The sequence below is a fragment of the Paenibacillus sp. FSL R5-0486 genome, from assembly GCF_037975155.1.
Classification (GTDB): domain Bacteria; phylum Bacillota; class Bacilli; order Paenibacillales; family Paenibacillaceae; genus Paenibacillus; species Paenibacillus amylolyticus.
In genome coordinates, this window is sequence record NZ_CP150237.1 from 2,006,915 (window position 1) to 2,025,981 (window position 19,067).

Annotated in this window: 22 protein-coding genes and 1 riboswitch; of the genes, 19 read left to right on the forward strand and 3 right to left on the reverse strand. The window is 45.8% G+C overall.

From position 1 onward, the window contains the following. The first annotated feature begins 6 nt into the window (after positions 1-6). The 3 genes from MKY01_RS09125 to MKY01_RS09135 all read left to right on the forward strand — a co-directional run bounded on the left by MKY01_RS09125 (position 7) and on the right by MKY01_RS09135 (position 2,477). On the forward strand, positions 7-447 hold the full coding sequence (locus MKY01_RS09125; protein ID WP_082219034.1) for a DUF350 domain-containing protein: 441 nt from the start codon (positions 7-9) through the stop codon (positions 445-447). Between the two features lie 119 nt (positions 448-566). Beyond that, on the forward strand, positions 567-1,133 hold the full coding sequence (locus tag MKY01_RS09130) for a hypothetical protein (protein WP_076327048.1): 567 nt from the start codon (positions 567-569) through the stop codon (positions 1,131-1,133). 129 nt (positions 1,134-1,262) lie between these two features. Then, complete coding sequence (locus tag MKY01_RS09135) at positions 1,263-2,477, forward strand: MFS transporter (RefSeq protein WP_036610105.1); 1,215 nt, start codon at positions 1,263-1,265, stop codon at positions 2,475-2,477. Between the two features lie 89 nt (positions 2,478-2,566). Here the strand turns inward: MKY01_RS09135 and MKY01_RS09140 are convergent, their stop codons facing one another. Beyond that, positions 2,567-3,787 (reverse strand): FAD-dependent oxidoreductase, encoded by a 1,221-nt coding sequence (locus MKY01_RS09140; protein WP_127544422.1) that lies wholly within the window; start codon positions 3,785-3,787, stop codon positions 2,567-2,569. 97 nt (positions 3,788-3,884) lie between these two features. Here MKY01_RS09140 and MKY01_RS09145 point away from each other — a divergent pair, with 97 nt between their 5' ends. The 7 genes from MKY01_RS09145 (at position 3,885) to MKY01_RS09175 (ending at position 8,150) form a co-directional block, all read left to right on the forward strand. Beyond that, the gene (locus MKY01_RS09145; protein WP_036610100.1) at positions 3,885-4,121 is read left to right on the forward strand and encodes a hypothetical protein; all 237 of its coding nucleotides are present in this window, start codon (positions 3,885-3,887) and stop codon (positions 4,119-4,121) included. 31 nt (positions 4,122-4,152) lie between these two features. Beyond that, positions 4,153-4,548, forward strand: a complete 396-nt coding sequence (locus MKY01_RS09150) for a spore coat protein (RefSeq protein ID WP_017689630.1) — start codon at positions 4,153-4,155, stop codon at positions 4,546-4,548. A 160-nt stretch (positions 4,549-4,708) separates the two neighbouring features. Further along, complete coding sequence (locus tag MKY01_RS09155) at positions 4,709-5,209, forward strand: Lrp/AsnC family transcriptional regulator (RefSeq protein ID WP_024628343.1); 501 nt, start codon at positions 4,709-4,711, stop codon at positions 5,207-5,209. 13 nt (positions 5,210-5,222) lie between these two features. Further along, positions 5,223-6,431, forward strand: a complete 1,209-nt coding sequence (locus MKY01_RS09160; protein ID WP_047842264.1) for an aminotransferase class I/II-fold pyridoxal phosphate-dependent enzyme — start codon at positions 5,223-5,225, stop codon at positions 6,429-6,431. Between the two features lie 143 nt (positions 6,432-6,574). Further along, a complete protein-coding gene (locus MKY01_RS09165; protein WP_017689627.1) occupies positions 6,575-6,841 on the forward strand; it encodes an aspartyl-phosphate phosphatase Spo0E family protein in 267 nt (88 codons plus the stop codon). Between the two features lie 177 nt (positions 6,842-7,018). Further along, positions 7,019-7,570, forward strand: coding sequence for a hypothetical protein (locus tag MKY01_RS09170; protein ID WP_076252431.1), 552 nt, complete (start codon positions 7,019-7,021; stop codon positions 7,568-7,570). Between the two features lie 37 nt (positions 7,571-7,607). Continuing rightward, complete coding sequence (locus MKY01_RS09175) at positions 7,608-8,150, forward strand: bifunctional adenosylcobinamide kinase/adenosylcobinamide-phosphate guanylyltransferase (protein WP_036610092.1); 543 nt, start codon at positions 7,608-7,610, stop codon at positions 8,148-8,150. An 85-nt stretch (positions 8,151-8,235) separates the two neighbouring features. Here MKY01_RS09175 and MKY01_RS09180 read toward each other — a convergent pair whose 3' ends face one another. Next, entirely contained in the window at positions 8,236-8,847 is a 612-nt protein-coding gene (locus MKY01_RS09180; RefSeq protein ID WP_127544419.1) for a DedA family protein, read from the reverse strand. A 148-nt stretch (positions 8,848-8,995) separates the two neighbouring features. Between MKY01_RS09180 and MKY01_RS09185 the strand changes: the two genes are divergently transcribed. The 8 genes from MKY01_RS09185 to MKY01_RS09220 all read left to right on the forward strand — a co-directional run bounded on the left by MKY01_RS09185 (position 8,996) and on the right by MKY01_RS09220 (position 16,308). Further along, a complete protein-coding gene (locus MKY01_RS09185; RefSeq protein ID WP_036610088.1) occupies positions 8,996-9,571 on the forward strand; it encodes a cob(I)yrinic acid a,c-diamide adenosyltransferase in 576 nt (191 codons plus the stop codon). Then, positions 9,568-10,551: an RluA family pseudouridine synthase gene (locus MKY01_RS09190; RefSeq protein ID WP_127544416.1), complete on the forward strand. Its 984-nt coding sequence runs from the start codon at positions 9,568-9,570 to the stop codon at positions 10,549-10,551. The genes MKY01_RS09185 and MKY01_RS09190 overlap by 4 nt, the downstream gene beginning before the upstream one ends. Before the next feature lie 400 nt (positions 10,552-10,951). Beyond that, positions 10,952-11,317 carry an arsenate reductase family protein gene (locus tag MKY01_RS09195; RefSeq protein ID WP_017689621.1) on the forward strand — a complete coding sequence of 122 codons (366 nt, stop codon included), beginning with the start codon at positions 10,952-10,954 and terminating at the stop codon, positions 11,315-11,317. A 139-nt stretch (positions 11,318-11,456) separates the two neighbouring features. Beyond that, positions 11,457-12,350, forward strand: coding sequence for a 5'-3' exonuclease H3TH domain-containing protein (locus MKY01_RS09200; RefSeq protein ID WP_017689620.1), 894 nt, complete (start codon positions 11,457-11,459; stop codon positions 12,348-12,350). Between the two features lie 5 nt (positions 12,351-12,355). Further along, the gene (locus tag MKY01_RS09205; RefSeq protein ID WP_301291341.1) at positions 12,356-13,462 is read left to right on the forward strand and encodes a phosphodiester glycosidase family protein; all 1,107 of its coding nucleotides are present in this window, start codon (positions 12,356-12,358) and stop codon (positions 13,460-13,462) included. A 30-nt stretch (positions 13,463-13,492) separates the two neighbouring features. Continuing rightward, positions 13,493-14,179, forward strand: a complete 687-nt coding sequence (locus tag MKY01_RS09210) for an MOSC domain-containing protein (RefSeq protein WP_076327045.1) — start codon at positions 13,493-13,495, stop codon at positions 14,177-14,179. 72 nt (positions 14,180-14,251) lie between these two features. Further along, complete coding sequence (locus MKY01_RS09215; protein ID WP_127544410.1) at positions 14,252-15,130, forward strand: ROK family protein; 879 nt, start codon at positions 14,252-14,254, stop codon at positions 15,128-15,130. A 176-nt stretch (positions 15,131-15,306) separates the two neighbouring features. Beyond that, a complete protein-coding gene (locus MKY01_RS09220; protein WP_047844208.1) occupies positions 15,307-16,308 on the forward strand; it encodes an HRDC domain-containing protein in 1,002 nt (333 codons plus the stop codon). Between the two features lie 70 nt (positions 16,309-16,378). Here MKY01_RS09220 and corA read toward each other — a convergent pair whose 3' ends face one another. Beyond that, a complete protein-coding gene (gene corA / locus MKY01_RS09225) occupies positions 16,379-17,314 on the reverse strand; it encodes a magnesium/cobalt transporter CorA (RefSeq protein ID WP_036669804.1) in 936 nt (311 codons plus the stop codon). A gap of 451 nt (positions 17,315-17,765) precedes the next feature. After that, positions 17,766-17,889: riboswitch (SAM riboswitch) on the forward strand. Positions 17,890-18,125: 236 nt separating this feature from the next. Between corA and metA the strand changes: the two genes are divergently transcribed. Next, positions 18,126-19,043, forward strand: a complete 918-nt coding sequence (gene metA / locus MKY01_RS09230) for a homoserine O-succinyltransferase (RefSeq protein WP_036610071.1) — start codon at positions 18,126-18,128, stop codon at positions 19,041-19,043. The last annotated feature ends 24 nt before the right edge of the window (positions 19,044-19,067 follow it).

The window sequence follows — 19,067 nt, forward strand, 5'->3', positions numbered from 1 at the left end:
TCGCAGATGGGGAGAGGGGAACGGTGCGTGATAGAAAGCATTGACCAATTGCTGTCTCATCCCTTGGGGATGGTACTCGGTTTTTTCTCGGTAGCGATTATGGAGCTGCTCGTATTTCTGGCTTGCTTCGAACTGGTGACCAAGTATAAATGCTGGACGGAGATCAAGAAGGGCAATGTGGCCGTTGCGATGGCTACAGGAGGCAAGATCTTCGGGATCTGCAACGTATTGCGGTTCTGCATACAAGCGAAATCTTCGGTATATGAAGCCATGACGTGGTCATTCGTAGGGTTTATCCTTCTGCTCATTGCCTACTTTTTGTTCGAATTCCTGACACCCGTGTTCTCCATTGATAAGGAGATCGAATCGGATAACCGAGCTGTCGGATTGATATCCATGATTATTTCAGTCTCGCTGTCGTTTGTTATTGGCGCGAGCATTATCTAGGGGGACCGGTCATGAAGATTTTGATACGGATTTTGTTTGCGGCATCGATCGTGTTTTTTGCCATCGGTGTCATCTATGTAATGAATACATGATTATATGAAAGAGAAAGGTTGATCAATATGGAAACAACAGTATGCCCTTGGTGTCAGACGGAGATTGTATGGGATGAGGAGCTCGGTCCTGAAGAAGAGTGTCCTTATTGCCACAATGAGTTAAAAGGATACCGTACGCTCAACATTAACATCGATGATGAAGAGAACGATGAAGCTGAGGACGACATCTATGATGTAGACGATGTAACGAACGAGAAACAGACTACGGATCTTTCGGATCTGTGGGGGGATGAAGTCGAACTCAAATTGCCGGAGTTGCGAACGTTAACCAAATACGCGGATGAAGGTAATGATCTCATTCAGTATGAACAAGGTGTACAGAAGCAACTTGATCATCAGGAAGAAGTACCAGAGTGCCCGAATTGCCGGGAATTCATGATTCTCGCAGGTACACAAGCTACAACGCAGGATAACTTCACACCAGTTGCTAACGCAGCTTCAGGCGAAGGGTCACTATTGGCATCACCGTTTAAAGTATTGACCTATGTATGCTCGGGATGTTTCCAAGTTCAATACAGTCTGTCTGAGGAAGATCGTCTGCGTCTGATCAAGAACCTGAGTACGCAGGAATAAACATTTCGGCGATTCTAACCAATTTCATAGCAATCCTGAAGATTCATCATGTTTTCCTCTTGCTTGGGGCACGTTAACCCTAAGACCTACCTGTACATAGTTCACTTCAGGTGGATGAAGGAGGAGCAGATGAAGATTACTTTAGGCCGACAATCCATTCTGCTTTTGGGCGTGAATGGATTGTTTGCGTTAGCCGGAGCGCTGTCGGGAACCTTTTTGAATGTGTTTCTGTGGAAAAGCCGTCCGGATTATGCCATGTTGGGGTGGTTCACTCTCAGCCAGCAACTGGCCATTGGACTGACATTCTGGCTTGCTGGCAAATGGGTCAAGGAACACAATAAAATGAGTGCACTACGACTAGGTACTGCGCTGTCCGGTATATTTTATATGATAGTCCTCTGGGCTGGTTCCAAAGCTGTAGACTGGATATGGCCTCTGGGTATGCTACTAGGTTGTTCCTTGGGGTTATTCTGGATTGCATTTAATGTTGTGTATTTTGAAATAACGGATCGGGAAAACAGGGATTTATTCAATGGCTGGGTCGGGTTACTTGGTTCGATGACAGGAATTATAGGTCCATGGTTCTCCGGTCTGATTATTACTCGCATGACAGACAATACAGGATATCGACTCATCTTCACGGTATCACTCGTTATTTATGTCATAGCAGTAGTTTTTAGTTTTTTTCTGAAAAAAAGAAAGGTGAGCGGTACATACCGCTGGTCGGAACCTTGGATACAGCTATCCAAGCGGGATAGTCCCTGGAGGACCTTAGGCCTGGGTTTATTCGCTCAGGGTGCACGTGAAGGTGTCTTTGCCTTCCTGATTGCACTGCTTGTATATTTGGCTACCGCACAGGAGTACAAATTGGGGCAGTTCTCACTCATCACTTCAGCTGTGGCACTAGTAAGTTATTGGGCAGCCGGGAAATGGTTCAAACCACAGTATAGATCAAAAGGCATGTTCATTGGAGCCCTCATTCTGCTTGTTGTGCTTCTTCCTCTTCTCTGGAAAGTGACCTATGGAACGCTGTTAATCATGGGGATTGGGAGTGCTGTTGCGATGCCGTTATATGTATTACCGATGATATCAGCGGGATTCGACATGATGGGCACAAGTGGCGAAAATGTGGAGAAAAGGGTTGAACTTGTCGTTTTGAGAGAGTTATGCCTGATGCTTGGCAGACTATGTGGGTTGGCCATATTTATTGTGACGGTCTTAAATGCTCCGTCTCTACGCATGTTAACCTGGCTTATTATTGTCCTTGGTGCTTCTCCGCTAATTGGATGGATCTTTATGCGCAAGTTATTGAACCGAACGGAAGGACAAGAGCCCTCGGCTTAGCAGGCTTATATAAACAGGGTACAGCGGCGGGAAAAGAGAACTTTCCGTGTGCTGTACCCTGTTTGTAGTTGTATTGATTCAGTTGTTGGTTATACAGGAGATGGTTTATTTGTACGTGTGAGAGAGAACAGATCCATATCAGGGTTTTGTTTGCCAGTAATAGCATCCACAATTAAGGAAGCAGCAATCATGCTGTATACGGTCCCGTTACCTCCATATCCTTCTACAAAATATGAATGCGGATAATCGGGATGTGTACCGATCAGGGGGAGGCCATCATTCGTATTACCAAACACAGCGCCCCAGGCATAATCGACTTCAAGATCATCTAAAGGGAAATAGGAACGGACCTCTTCCAGGAGTGTATCTCCCCGGTGTTTTGAACGTATTTCACGTTGATCCTCTCGAGGTGTTTCTTCATCCAAACCGCCTGCGATGATTCTTCCGTCCGGTGTTGTTCGCATATACAAATATGGGCGAGCTGTCTCCCAAATCATGCTGTGTTCAAACCATTCACTAAGATCAGACAACGGTTTGGTAGCAATCGCGTAGGTCGTTTTCAGATAGGCTCCGCGATCCTTTTTGATGTCCTGTGTCTCGTAACCGGCAGCAAATATGACTTTCTTGGCACGGATTTTACCGTTGGCAGTGTGGCAGACTACACCATCTTCATCGTATTCACAGTGTATCATCTCCGTCTGACCATAGATTCGAGCGCCACGCTTATTGGCGGATTCAAACAAGGCATGAACAAAACGATAGGGGTTCACTTCCGCATCTCCCATGGTGTACAGTGCAGCGGGTTTGCTGAAGGGGAAATGCTGGCTTATTTTGTCGGCATCCCACAGTTCAGCTTCAAAACCATAACGCTTCAAGGTCTGATATTCTTCCTCCAATAGGGCCACATCATCTTCACTGCTCGCAAAACAAAGACTTGTTCGTGGGATAAACCAAGGGTCTGTATCCAGGCTGTCTGCAATTTGAGCAAGTTGTTTCATGGCTTCACGACAAAGCTCATAAAAACGTACGCCTTTTGCTTCACCAAAAGTGTGGATACATGAGGTTAGTGTCTTGTCATTGGTGTATTGTAAAAGACCTGTATTGGCAGAACTGCTGCCGTTGGCAATGTCTCGCTTATCAATCACAACAGTGTTAACACCCTGTTCCGTGAGTAGTTTAGATGTCAATGCGCCCCCCATGCCCCCACCAATGATGAGGCAGTCACAAGAGATGTCTTCTTGCAGAGCAGAATAATTAAATGTTGAATTGAAAGTGGAGGGCCAGAAAGGTGTGCCATAGACCAGATCCATTAGAAACATCTCCTTTATAATTTAAATTTGTATACTTTTGTGTGACCGGGTTAACAATAATTGCGCATAAACTTTATGCCGAGGAGGCCATCGAAACATGCAGAATCATACTATGCAAGCGCTGAGTCCCAAGGAATTGAACTACATTGCGGACTCTATCACCAATGAAGAACTGCTGATTAAGCAGTGTGCAGCCACAGCTTCCATCACACATAATCCACAAATTCAACAAGCTCTGAATCACTATGTTCGCTCACATGAACAACATCTGAACACGCTTGTCAATGCACTGCAGCAACATCAGTCTCTTGCACCGGCGCAAGTCAGTAATTGAAGACAACTCTAACTGTATAGGAGGAAAACGCATGTATTCTCAATCTTTATCATCTAATGGCGCTTTTATGCAGGAGCAGGATCTGCTGAAGTCGATTCTTGCAGATTTAAGACGAACCTCGCGCGAATATACGACTGCGACAACGGAAGCTTCCTGCCCCATGACACGTCGAATGTTCACAGACCTGACAAACGATACCCTAAGATTACAAGGGGAACTGTTCAATCTGATGCAGCAAAACAACATGTATTCTGTCTCGTCCAAGGCACTTCGTCAGGACGTGGACAAGCAAATTCAGTCCGCCCACCAGACCCAACAAAAGTGTCAGCAATTCATTCAGGAAAAGAATACGCAGAACAGTTCATATAGCCAAGCTCCTAATGTGTCTCAGCATCAACCGAATTACGGTAACCCTTATTACATGTAACCTTTGCAAAAGAGGTTTGAAGCACCTAATGTTACAGGACCATACCACCGCTTGCCTGAATTCAGGGCAGGCGGTCTTTTGTCTATGCATCAACGTCAAATTCATGTAATATAAGTATTAATTCATTTTCAGGAACCTGGATGACGCTGGAGGGAAAACCATGAAAGATTTGAACGATCTGCAATTAAAAGTTCTGGATCTGCTGAAGGAAGACGCGAGAAGGACTCCCGCACTGCTGTCGACGCTGCTGGGGGAGTCGGAAGACAAGATCAAGAACGCCGTGGCACAGCTAGAACAAGACCACGTCATCGTGAAATACGCAACCGTCGTGAACTGGAGCAAAATAGATGATGAAAAAGTAACGGCCCTGATTGAAGTGCAGATCACGCCGGAGCGTGGTCGTGGTTTTGAAGGGATTGCCGAACGTATTTATCTCTATCCGCAAGTAAAGTCCGTATATCTCATGTCCGGTGCATACGATCTGCTCGTTGAAGTGGAAGGTGGCAACCTGCGTGAAGTCGCTAATTTTGTGTCGGAGAAACTGTCTCCGATAGACTCTGTACTTTCAACCAAAACGAATTTTATTCTTAAAAAATATAAGCAGGACGGGATTATCTTTGAAGACCATCAGGAAGACAACCGTCTCATGATCTCGCCGTAAAGGAAGATGTGTCATGATAGTGAATGAACAGACAACCGGGAACAACAAGAAAATGACATCTTATCTGGCACCCCTCGTGCAGCAGATACCTCCATCCGGAATTCGTAAATTTTTTGATCTGGTTGGAGACAACAAGGATATTATCACTTTGGGTGTGGGTGAACCTGATTTTGTTACCCCTTGGCATATGCGTGAAGCTTGTGTATACTCGCTGGAAAGAGGTATGACCAGTTACACATCCAACGCAGGTATGCCGAAGTTGAGAGAAGCCATTAGTGAATATCTGGATACTCAGTTTGATACCAAATACGATCCCAAGGATGAGATTATTGTTACGGTGGGTGGCAGTGAAGCGATTGACCTGGCTTTGCGCGCATTAATCGTACCTGGTGACGAGATTCTCATTCCTGAACCTTCGTACGTGGCGTATTCACCAATCGCTTCAATCGGTGGCGGTATACCAGTTGGTGTTGATACCTATGCGAAAGATCAGTTCAAGTTAACGGCCGAAGCACTTGAAGCTGGTATCACACCGAAGTCGAAAGTGGTTATTCTGTGTTATCCGAGTAATCCGACTGGAGCCATCATGACGTATGAAGAGTGGCTGCCTATTGCTGAAGTGATTAAAAAGCATGATCTGATTGTGATCGCGGATGAAATTTACGCTGAATTGACGTATACGCAAAAACATGTTAGTTTTGCAGCTATCCCTGACATGAAGGAGCGGACTATTCTCGTAAGCGGATTTTCGAAGGCTTTTGCAATGACAGGTTGGCGGATCGGTTACATGTGTGGTCATCCTGAGCTTATTGCAGCCATGCTCAAAATCCATCAGTATACGGTAATGTGTGCGCCGGCCATGGGTCAGGTTGCTGCACTTGAGGCGTTGACGAATGGTTTGGGTGAGAAAGATCGGATGGTAGAATCGTATAATCAGCGTAGACGTTTAATTGTGCAGGGCTTCAGAGATATTGGACTTGATTGTCATGAACCTCAGGGAGCATTCTATGCATTCCCGAGCATTCAAAAGACGGGTATGAGTTCAGACCTGTTTGCTGAGCGATTGTTAACGGAGAATAAAGTGGCTGCTGTTCCGGGCAATGTTTTTGGCCCTCAGGGTGAAGGCTTCTTGCGTTGTTCTTATGCTACTTCTGTAACCCAATTAAATGAAGCTTTGGAACGAATCGGAAACTTTGTTTACAAACTGCAAAAAGAGGGTTAATACTAAAGTAGAATCTTTTTACAAATGTGACATTTTTATCATTGGAAAAAAATAACTTTCTTTTACAAAATAATGTGATATAATTTCAATTTGAAATAAGTTTTCATAAATTTGGAAACCATTTTTCCAAGGAGGGGTTAGCTTTGTTTTGTGTTGAATATGATTTACCGACGAATCGTGGGCACTATCTGGCAGAAGGCGATCATGGCGACCGATGGTCGGTGAAACCCGATAACGCATCTTTGCATGACATTTCCTTGGAAGATGAAATTCATATGCTTCGTCGCAAGATGGAACAGATCTTCCTCGAAGAGAAATCATTCACATCCGATATTGTAATTGAAATCAGCAGTTTGCTGGATTTAAAGATTAATGAATATATGAAGGCTAACCCGATTAAAGCAAAATAACGTTTATGCTGGATTGAAACGTTTCATTAATCGAATTAGAAAGTAAAGAAAGGGAGACCTGAGAAGGTCTTCTTTTTTTGTGTGAAAAGGCAGGGTGATCCCCCGATAAGCCAGGTTATTTTTTTGCGTGGAACAATTGTGATATATTGGACATAGGAGACTAAAGGGGGAACTGGAATGAAGAGATTTTGGGGGCTTACTGCAATCATTTCTATCGTTTTTCTGCTTGCTGGTTGTGGAGGTAAAGATGGTTTTTCCATATTCATCATTGATAACCAAGGAAATCCATCTGTAATCTCAGAGCAGTTACAGGCCAATCTGCAACAGAAACTGGGCGAGGAACCCAAGGTAGAAGTGATCACCAGTGCGATGTATGATGTTCAGAAAATTATGGTAGAATATGCGGCTGGAGGACATGATATCTTCATATTGCCTGAAACCGACATGAAACAATACGGAAGTAATGGCTCCAATGTTCCGCTGGATGATACTTTTGATCCCAAGAAGTTTGAACGGGGTGTATTTGAGGGTGGAGTATTGGTAGAGAAGGGTGAAGGAGATGGAGGTTCAGATCTCAAGCAAGAATCACATCTTTACGGCATTCCACTCGAAGATATGAAAATGTTTAAAGATGTAGAATATGCTGCGAGCAATTTGTTCGCTACCATTCCAGTGTCATCTTCTAATGTCGAAGAATCCAAAAAAGTGCTGAAGGCGCTGACAGAGTAAAGAAAATTCAGAATGGCTATGGAAGGAGGGAAGCGGATTGCTGATTACGGTCACAGGCGGCATAGGTAGTGGTAAAACCCGGTTTGCCCTCAAGTACGCAGCCGGGATTAGCCGGGAGGGTGTATATTTATCCACCGGTGATCATGATCCCGTTATTCCCGAATTGCCATCCGCTCATTATCGTGCCATTCATGCCGGGAACGGTCAGCATCTGACAGAGGTGATCACCCAGATTAATCGGGAATCCAATCTGTTTTTGGCGGATCAGCGAATTGTAATTGTAGACAGTCTGACCTCCTGGATGGCTGCCGGTTTCAGGGCAACAAAGGATCTGGATCATCAGCGTTCAGAGACACAGCTTTTGCTTGATGCATTATTGTCTTATCAGGGGAAGTTGCTTGTGATTACCAATGAAATGCATGGCACATTGCATCCTACCGAGGAAGAACGAATATTTACAGCGAGAATGGCTTCGGTTAATCGGATGCTGCAGATACATGCTGAAAAGATGTACTTGCTGGTATCTGGTCTGGCTATCGATCTTAAAAGTCAGGGCATGCGAAATGAAGATGAACGATAGTGAGATGACATAAACGGGTGATATAAAGAAGCCTCCTTAACCACGAATTGGTGGCGAGGAGGCTTTATTTATTAAGCTATTCTTTTTATTTCCGCTTTTTGCTACGTCTGATCCACCAGATGATACATCCGATGAGAATGATGGCCAGAATGACATACACTACAATGGAATAGACGTCCATAAAGTGCAAAATGCTCTCCCATGATGCGCCAAGCGCAGCACCAACGCAGACTAGAATAACATTCCAGATCAATGTACCAATGGTTGTGAAGAGAAGGAATAAACCAAATTTCATATTGGACATGCCTGCGGGAATGGAGATAAGACTACGAACGAGGGGAACCATTCGGCAGAATAATACGGTCCACATGCCATATTTGTCAAACCATGCATCGACACGGTGAATATCCTCTTTTTTGATGCGCAGAACATGTCCCCAGCGTTCCACAATTTTCTCAAGGCGTTCGACGTCAATGAGTAAACCAATACCATACAGGATCACAGCACCAAAGACAGAACCAATAGTTGCGGCGATAATAACTCCTGGAAGAGTGAGACTGGTATAGGTGGTCATAAATCCGCCAAACGGCAAGATGATTTCGGATGGAATCGGGGGAAATACGTTCTCAAGAGCAATAATGAGTGCAATGCCTATGTAGCCGTATTGTTCCATGAAATCGGTTATCCAGTTTTGCATAATCGTCTCCTTTACTTTTGGTTTCCTTTGATTTGTCGTATACTCGGCAGAGCACACCAATTCTTATATACGTGTAAAGCGATAGACGGGTTTCTGAAAAAATGGCATTCCCGTATTCATTATTATATTACCAATTGGAGGGATAACGATGGGCATATATACACGAACAGGTGACGAAGGACAGACTTCGGTCATCGGTGGACGCGTCATCAAGGATGATGACCGAGTTGAGGCTTATGGTACGATTGATGAGTTGAACTGTTTTGTAGGCCAGGCGATCAGCCTTATTGACTCGGCTCAAGGGGAATTTGAAGATCTGCGTGAACACCTGCTGGAAGTTCAGCAGGAACTGTTTGATTGCGGGTCGGATCTGGCCTTTGTGAAGATTAGTGAGACGAAATATAAGGTGAGAGATGAAATGGTCACACGTCTGGAACAATGGATCGACCAGTATGATGCAGAGAATCCAAAAGTGGAACGATTCATTATTCCAGGTGGCAGTCAGCTGTCCTCTGCTCTTCATGTGTGCCGTACTGTATGTCGTCGCGCAGAGCGTCGCACGGTAACACTTGGACAACATACAGATATTAATCCGTCTGTACGACGGTATCTAAACCGACTGTCTGATTACTTCTTCGTGGTTGCACGGACGGCCAACGCGAGACAACAGGTGGCCGATATTGAATATGTGCGGAGCAAAAAAGTCTTCCGCCGCAAAGAATGAGCCAGTATTATTCGCCGATTGTCTACACGGTGACCGAACAAGAAGATGGCTGGCTGCTGAAGACCGTGCTTCAGCGGCGGCTGCTGGTGTCGCGTAAGCTTTTGTCCAAAATTAAGCTGACGGAGCAAGGTGTCATGCTTAATGGAGAGCGCGTGTACATTAGCGTCAAGGTAGCTGCGGGTGATGTCGTTGAAGTTCGGATGGAGCAAGAGGAATCGGATGATATTTTGCCCGAGCCTATTCCATTTACCGTTCTGTATGAAGATGAGCACTTGCTTATTGTCAACAAGGATGCGGGCATCATCGTTCATCCAACACATGGACATTACACGGGGACTTTGGCAAATGGCGTTGTTCATTACTGGAAAACCAAGGGCGAGCGTTTCCGGTTCAGACCGATTCATCGACTTGATCAGGAAACGTCAGGTGTGCTCGCAATAGCCAAGAACCCTTATGTGCATCAGCATGTTTCTGAACAGATGATCGCTGGAACAGTAGACAAGAAATATATTGCACTTGTGCACGGCAGCCCTGTCCCGGAACAAGGGGCAGTAGATGGCCCGATCGATCGCGATCCTGAAGAGCCACACCGCCGAATCGTAACACCTGATGGTTACGCTGCAAGAACGTTGTACACAACCTTAACACGTTGGTCAGGGGGCAGCGCCAGTGCGATAAGCCTCAAACTGGAAAGTGGCAGAACCCATCAGATCAGGGTACATATGACGTCCATCGGCTGCCCGTTGATAGGTGATCGAATGTACAAGACACTACCTGTGCATGATATCGATGAGCAGACCATGGCTGTTCGAGAAGAACGGGATACCTGGATCGAACGCCAAGCATTACACGCTTGTGAATTGACGTTTGAACATCCCATTCTAAAGGAACGCATAACGTTCCAAGCTCCTTTTCCAGCAGATATGGCCGCGCTAGAGAAGCGTTTGAATGATGAGGCAGCTCCCAGGGAGATGCTCTAGGAGAAAGCGCCAAAGCACTTCCCTAAGAAATGACGGCTTTGCCGTAGTTTTGTGCAAAGCCCGTCCTGCTTGTCAGTCAACGCTAGTTGGCTAACTTGTGTGAGGGATGCTTTATGCACCCGAACAACATGCCGTAGGCTAATCTTTATGGTTTAATGTATTGATGCTTACCCATTTCATGTTAAATATTTCAAGAATTCAAATCTCAAAAGCTTTAAGGATACAAAAGCTGTAAGATTTTGATCCGAAAAAATATAGCCGAATGTGAGTTTTTGATCTCATTCGCAAAAGTCAGTAAAATTACATGGCGATGGTATCGATTTGGAGCGACTTTTGGATTTGCGAAGCAAACCAAGGGAAGCGAGAAGTCGATACCGGAGCATTTGGAGGAACACATACCATGAGTAACTTAAAAGTATATCAATATGCCAAATGCGGCACATGCCGCAAAGCTGTAAAATGGCTTGAAGCTCAAGGACATGAGCTGGAGTTAATCCCTATTTTTGACTCACCGCCATCCGAATCTGAACTAACAGAACTCATCCAAAAGAGTGGACTGGAAGTGAAAAAGTTCTTTAATACGAGTGGGGAAGTGTACAAAGAACAACAACTGAAGGACAAACTTCCGGGAATGTCAGCTGATGAACAGATTCGTTTATTGGCTTCCAATGGTCGTCTGATCAAACGTCCGATCGTTACGGATGGAGAAAAGGTGACGGTTGGATTCAAGGAAGAAACGTACGAGCAGGAATGGAATAACGCATAAACGCGCTGAATATCAGCCTTGAATTGTTCAAAATTCAGGGCTTTTTTGGCTGAACGATGGTTGGCGGAACTATGCTATAATGATAGAATTAGTTTCGATATTTTATATGCTAGATTTAGATAGGAGAGAACAAATTCAAGTGAATCAACGTAATGAACCTACTTTGTTGCTGGTAGACGGTATGGCGGTGTTGTTCCGTGCTTTTTATGCGACATCTGCAAGCGGATATATCAGACGTACAAAGGCAGGATTGCCTACCAACGCAGTCTACGGATTTATCCGTTATTTCTGGGATGCGGTTCAGACTTTTGGGCCAAGTCATGTCGTATGTTGTTGGGATATGGGCGGTAAGACGTTCCGCGGTGAAGAATATGCAGCCTACAAAGGCAACCGGGCCGAAGCTCCGGATGACCTGATTCCCCAATTTGCTCTGATTCGTGAAGTCATGGATAGCTTGGGTATTCCGAATATAGGTGCACAAGGATTCGAAGCCGACGATTGTATCGGGACGCTTGCGAAGTATTATACCGAAGAGACAGATATGAATGTTATGGTACTGACGGGTGACCACGACATGTTGCAACTGATCAATGACCGCACAAGTATCATTATTATGAAAAAAGGCCATGGCAACTACATGGTGTACAACCCTGAAACGCTCATGGCAGAGAAACAACTGACACCTCGTCAAGTGATTGATATGAAGGGTCTGATGGGAGATGCCAGCGACAATTATCCCGGAGTACGGGGAATTGGTGAGAAAACAGCGTTGAAGCTTGTACAGGAATACGGCTCCATTGAAGGGATTCTGAGCAACATGGATAAACTGACCCCTTCGGTGCGTAACAAGATTGAGAATGATCTGGACATGCTTCATCTGTCCCGCAAACTGGCAGAGATTCATTGTGCTGTTCCGGTTGCCTGTGCGCTGGATATCTGTGAATTGCGTCTTGATCCGGATATGGTGATGGACAAGTTTGAACAACTTGAGATGAAGAGCCTTGGCTCTTGGATGGGAGTGGCAATAGGGTGAGCAACATGAAGAACGTACGAACAGGCAAAAAGTGGTGGACAGGGGCTATGGCCCTCGTCCTGGCCTTGCCCGTAATTCTTTCGGGAGCAGTAAGTGCACCACAGACAGTGGATGCCAAAGCAGCAATTAGCACCAAAGTACAGAAAGTAAAAGCAGCAGGACGTAATTTTACCGTACAGACCGTTTCGATTCCAAAGGGAACACCGGTTACCGTGGGACTCGCGAAGAAGCAAGTTGGCCAGACGGCAACATTGCCATCGATTGTGAAAGCCTATGGTGCGCAAGCAGCCATTAACGGAGCATTTTTTGAAGCATATAACGGAGCACCAGATCCATACGGTATGTTAATAGCAAATGGTAAGGTCATACATATTGGAAGATACGGAACATCCATCGGATTTAAGGAAGACGGCTCGGCGATCATGGATTCACTTCAGGTGAGTTTGACAGGTAAAGTAACGGATACAAAAGGTAAATCACGGAGTTGGTATGCAACCTTTATTAATCGAACACCTTCAGCGAACGCAAGCATTACGATGCTGTATACGCCTGAACGAGGTGCCACAGTTGGATTCAAAGGTGGCACTGCGGTTGTCATGGAGAAAGGTATCGTGACCAAAAAAGTGCCCAATACAAATGTAGCGATTCCTAAGAATGGCTCGGTACTGGTTTTCACAGGTAATCAGAAGTCTTCTTCGGACCGTTTCACCGTTGGTTCGACCGTAGAAATGAATTATAAGTATACGAACGCAGCAGGCAAAGAGATCCCTTGGCAAGATGTAGTGACTGCTGTTGGGGCAGGACCCCGTCTGGTAAAAGACGGCAAGGTAGCTGTCAATCCGACGAGCGAAGGTTTCAAGGATGCCAAGATTCTTAATGCTTCCGGAGCCAGAAGTGGTATTGCGATCATGGCGGACGGTTCTGTTATGCTGGCTACCGTTTCCGGAGCAACAATCAAGGAGTGGGCAGCGGTGATGCAGAAGCTTGGTGCCAAACAGGCCATGAATCTGGATGGCGGTGCTTCCTCGGGTATGTATGCCGGTGGCAAAATGCTGACTTCTCCAGGCCGGCTCTTGAGTAATACACTCGTATTTGGCGGCTCCGTGCGTTAAAAGAAAGTGATTATGGGAGGTATGACGCAAATGACACTCACATCTGATCGAAAGCCAGGGAAGGGCAATACAGCTGTTCTGGCCATTAATGTAGGACTGCCGCAACCGCTCCCTGGGCAGAAGCGTGAAGTGCTGAGCGGCATTGTGAAACATCCTGTATCCGACGCGGTTTTCCTGTCATTCACTGGAATGACAGGGGACGCGCAGGCGGATCTGGTGCATCATGGCGGCCCTGACAAAGCCGTTTGTGTATACGATTACAGTCGTTATCCGGCGCTGGAACAACTGATGGATCGCAAGCTGGATTGGGGAGCTTGTGGAGAAAATCTGACGGTTGAAGGCTGTGCCGAAGAAGACGTACGGATTGGTGATGTGTACGAGTTGGGCGAAGCCACAGTGCAGGTCAGTCAGCCCAGACAACCTTGCTTCAAGCTGGGTGCGAGGTATGACTATAAGGAGCTGCCTGTTTATTTTCAGGAGACTGGATATACCGGCTTTTACTTTCGTGTACTGCAAGAAGGTGAGGTAAGGCCTTTATCGATATTTCGACGGATCAGCACCGATCCAGCCTCAATGACGGTTCTTGAAGCCAATCGAATCATGCATCAGGGGAAAGAAAATGTCGAAGGTATTCAGGCGTTGCTGGCCATTCCTGCGCTGTCAGACAGCTGGAGGCAAACGTTAATGAAACGATTGTCCAAGCTGGAGAACAAGTAGCGGGGTAATTATCGTGTCATCAAGTAAAGCAATTCGAAATCCTTTTTAAACTAACTTGGGAGTGTGACTAACATGACGATCTTAGGCGCAATTGAAGCAGGCGGAACCAAATTTGTATGTGGTATTGGCACAGAAAACGGAGAAGTTCTGGAACGCGTAAGTTTTCCAACAACAACACCGGAAGAGACCATGGCTCAAGTGATTTCATTTTTTGAAGGCAAAGGCATTGAAGCTCTGGGTGTAGGTTCATTCGGTCCGATTGATCCGATTGAAGGAAGCCCAACATATGGCTATATCACAACAACACCTAAACCACATTGGGGACAGTATAACGTGATTGGCAAGCTCAAGGAGCATTTTGATGTGCCGATGACATTTGATACGGATGTGAATGGTGCGGCACTTGGAGAAGCAACCTGGGGCGCTGCACAAGGTCTTGAGAGCTGTCTGTATATCACTGTGGGTACAGGTATTGGTGCAGGCGCTGTGGTTGGCGGTAAAATGGTCCATGGATTGTCACATCCAGAGATGGGACATATCATTGTACGCAGACATCCGGAGGATACATACGAGGGTTTCTGTCCGTATCATGGTGACTGCCTCGAAGGCCTTGCAGCAGGACCGGCCATTAACAAACGTTGGGAGCAACCGGCTTATGAACTGCCTGCAGATCATAAAGCTTGGGAGATCGAAGCACATTACCTGGCACACGCCCTGATGAACTATGTTCTGATTCTCTCTCCGCAGAAAATTGTCATGGGTGGCGGAGTAATGAAGCAGGAGCACTTGTTCTCGATGGTTCGTAGCAAACTGCAGGAGTTGCTGGCTGGATACGTTCAGCATCCGGCACTTCAATCCGACATTGACCAGTATGTTGTTTCACCAGGACTTGGTGACAATGCGGGTCTGTGTGGTTCACTGGCGCTTGCCAAGTTGGCATTGAATAAGTAGGTCATTAAGGGATTGACGAATTTTACCATTGTGGTATGATATGGGCAACAGCATAGTACGGTTAATGAGGAAGCACCTCTCTTGCATGCATTTTGCAGGAGGGGTGTTTTTTTGTGCTGCCTGTAGGTAGCATCTCTAACTCGTATAAGCTGAATATTCAAAGGGAGGGAACGAAAATGGAAGTCATTTTCATGAACAGATTGTCCAGAATGTCAGATCAGAATGCAGAGTATGCACAGTTATGGATTGGGGAAGAGGAAGATAGTTGGCAGCTGGGATGGAGTCGCTATGAGGAAGGAGAGCGTGAGGACAGCATCTGGTATGAGGGGACTTCTTGGGAGGAGCTGCTTCATATTTACCGTCATCAGCTTGCCATACAGATGAGTGAGGGATACCGACCGCAGTTGCAGGGGTTATTTCATGAGAATGATGATCTGAAGTCACGCAGTTATGGTGGACAGCGGCTCCATTGTTACAGTGAGTTATACGGCAATGAACAATTATATACGGATCTGTGCACATGGCGCAGGAAGAGAGCTGTGTCTGACCGGAAGGCACCGTATTTTATTGCAACAAATCGTCTGCTGCGTTTGATCAGTGCCTTTGTTCCGCAATCGCTGGATGAACTGATGCAACTGCCGGGCGTAGGAGAGAGCAAAGCAACTGAGTATGGTACGGAATGGATGGAGATTACAAACGGGTTGGAACGTTCAACGACATTCCCGCTGGACTGGGTATACACGGCGCTGAAGGAAGAAGAGTATGAGAGTTGGTTATACAAGCAGAGAGAGCAGAAGTACAAGCAGGAACTTGATAAGTTCACCACGCGTAAGCAGGTGCTTGAAGGCATGAAGGAAGGGTATACGTTAGAGGAGATTGTTAATCGATCCGGATTATCCCGACGCGAGTTGGTTGAGCTGTTAGAGGCACTGGATCACGAAGGTTATGACACCGATTGTCTTCTTGATGTGGAGCTGGCAGTGATGCCAGAGAACGAACAAGAGGCCGTATGGAGTGCGTATGAGGAGCTGGGAGATACGTTCCTGAAGCCAGTATTACATAAGGTGTATGGAGGAGAGAAACCCGATGGAGGAAGTCTGGAGCAGGTCTATGAAAGACTGCGCATGATTCGAATCCGCTTCCGTCGGCACGCAGAGACAGAGAAGAATGTTGGTTAATAATCAGAAATGAAAAAAGACGAGGCGTTTCTCCCGGAGGAACGCTTCGTCTTTGTTATTTCATACGAGTTCATACCCAGTCTTTCTTGCGGAAAATGAAGAACATGCTCAGGCCCAGGGTAACCATTAGGCCAATCACAACAAAATAGCTGTATTTCCAGTTAAGCTCGGGCATATTCGTAAAGTTCATACCGTATATACCGGTAATGACCGTCAGCGGCATGAAGACCGTGGTAATGGCGGTAAATACACGCATGATTTCATTCGCCCGGTTCGCAATACTGGATTGGTAGGCTTCTCGCAAGTTGCCCATCAGGTCGCGATAAGTCTCAAAGGTTTCAGATATTTTTACAGCATTCTCATAGATGTCACTGAAATACTTTTGCAGTTGATCATCGATGAGACGCAGATCTTTTTTATTCAAGGTGTTAATAACCTCTTTCTGAGGTCCAAGGACTTTTTTCAGCCACAGAATCTCACTGCGTAGCCCGATGATTTCATTCAGATGTGACTTTTTGGTGTGCATCAGAATGTCTTCCTCAAGCTTCTCGATCCGTGCTTCAATTCGGTCACCTACGGTGAAATAATTATCAACAATCAAGTCAACCAGCAAATACAGCAGACGATCCGGTGTACTGATTTCCTGTTCCCACAGGATGGGTTTCAGTGTGCGCAATTCGCTGACCTTGTGCTTGGTAACACTAATAATGAAATGTCTGCCGAGGAATAAGTTGACCGCACGTAGAAATATCTCTTCATCATCAAAACGGATGCTATTAATCACAATAAAATAATGGTTCTCATAAATTTCAATCTTCGGACGTTGTTCTTCGTCACTAAGACAGTCTTCCACAGCCAGATCATGCATCAAGAACAGCGGCTGAAGTACCGCCAAATCGTCTATGTCTGCATCAATCCAGTAAAATCCTTCCGCTGGTGGAGTCAGCGCCTGCTGAATGTCGTCCACCGGAATAAATACACCGTTGTTTACCAACCGGATTTTCATCGTTAATCTACTCCTTCTGCACCCGCCAACTTGGCGGATATTATCATTATGGGCGCAAAAAGAACAAATCAGCCGGTCGGCAGCGGAGCCTGGAGATCAGGGCTGCGTTCACTATATAATCAAACGGAAGTCACGTCCCGCTGCCGGCATGCTGATGTTAATTCTTTATGCAGTTTGTCGGAATTCGGCTGCCAGTCAGGCCTCGGGTCGCCATCCATTTAATATGTCACCTCTCACATAAGGGTTTATAACACCTTGTTTAGTATACCGCTGGTACAAGGTGCTTTCAAGCGCAAAAATGTGTCTATTTCGCGCCCTGAGGCAGTGTATGACAACGGATGATGAACGGTTCCGATCTGGGAAGCAGACATCGAACTGCAACTTGACGTGAGGGCATTAATGTAATAAAGTAGACGGTGAACCATATTTAATTACAATCTAATACAGCGAAATCTTATCAAGAGTAGGTGGAGGGACTGGCCCGATGAAACCCGGCAACCGGCGGTATACCGCACGGTGCTAATTCTTGCAGCGACTAAGTGTCAGGTGGCACTGTTGTAACTGAGAGATGAGAGAGGCGCATATCTTTTTTACATATGACCTTTCTCGAAATCCGAGGAAGGTCTTTGTTATATGCCCCGACTTCTCAGCAGTGATTTTCGCTAAGGAACTTGAGGTTGTTTGTAACGTTGGATGAAAGAGCAATTCAATGTTTTTACAAGCTCAAGGCAGTCTATAACTGTATTGATGTGAAGACATCAAGCCAAGGGTGGCTGCATCTATCTATGCACAAGGAGGAGTTAGACTTACTATGCCAATCAAAATACCCGATACTCTACCAGCAAAAGAAGTACTTGAAGGAGAGAATATCTTCGTCATGGATGAAACTTCTGCATATCAGCAGGATATTCGTCCACTCCGTATCGCTATATTAAACCTGATGCCCACAAAGGAAACGACCGAAACACAATTGCTTCGTCTGGTGGGAAACACGCCTATTCAGGTGGATGTCGTTCTTGTACATCCCAAATCCCATACGTCGAAGAATACGTCTCAAGAGTATTTGGATCTGTTCTATAAAACCTTTGATGAGATTGAGCACCGTCGTTTCGATGGAATGATCATTACGGGTGCCCCGGTGGAACAGATGGATTTCGAAGACGTGAACTATTGGAATGAAATCCAGGAGATCTTCGAATGGACCAAAACCAATGTGACTTCAACCCTCCACATATGTTGGGCTTCTCAGGCAGGTTTATACCATCATTTTGACGTACCCAAGGTTGCACTTGATGAAAAGTGTTTTGGCGTTTTCCCACATACCATCAATAAACCACATGTTCCGTTGTTGCGTGGATTCGATGAAGTATTCAACGTTCCACATTCCCGTCATACGGAAGTGAGACGCGAAGATATTGAAAAGAATGAGAATTTAGAGATTTTGGCTGAATCCGAGGAAGCGGGGATCTTCCTGGTTGCTACCAAAGACGGCAAACAGATTTTTGCCACAGGACATGCCGAGTATGACCCGTTCTCATTAAAGTGGGAGTATGACCGGGATGCAGCCAAAGGGTTGGATATCGCATTGCCTAGGCATTATTATCCGAATGACGACCCTTCCCGTGTGCCACCAGCTACTTGGCGCGCTCATGCCAACTTATTATTCTCTAACTGGCTCAATTACTATGTGTATCAAGAAACACCTTACGATATTGGCCCGCAAATCTAATCGAGATTACAGGAGGATGCAGCA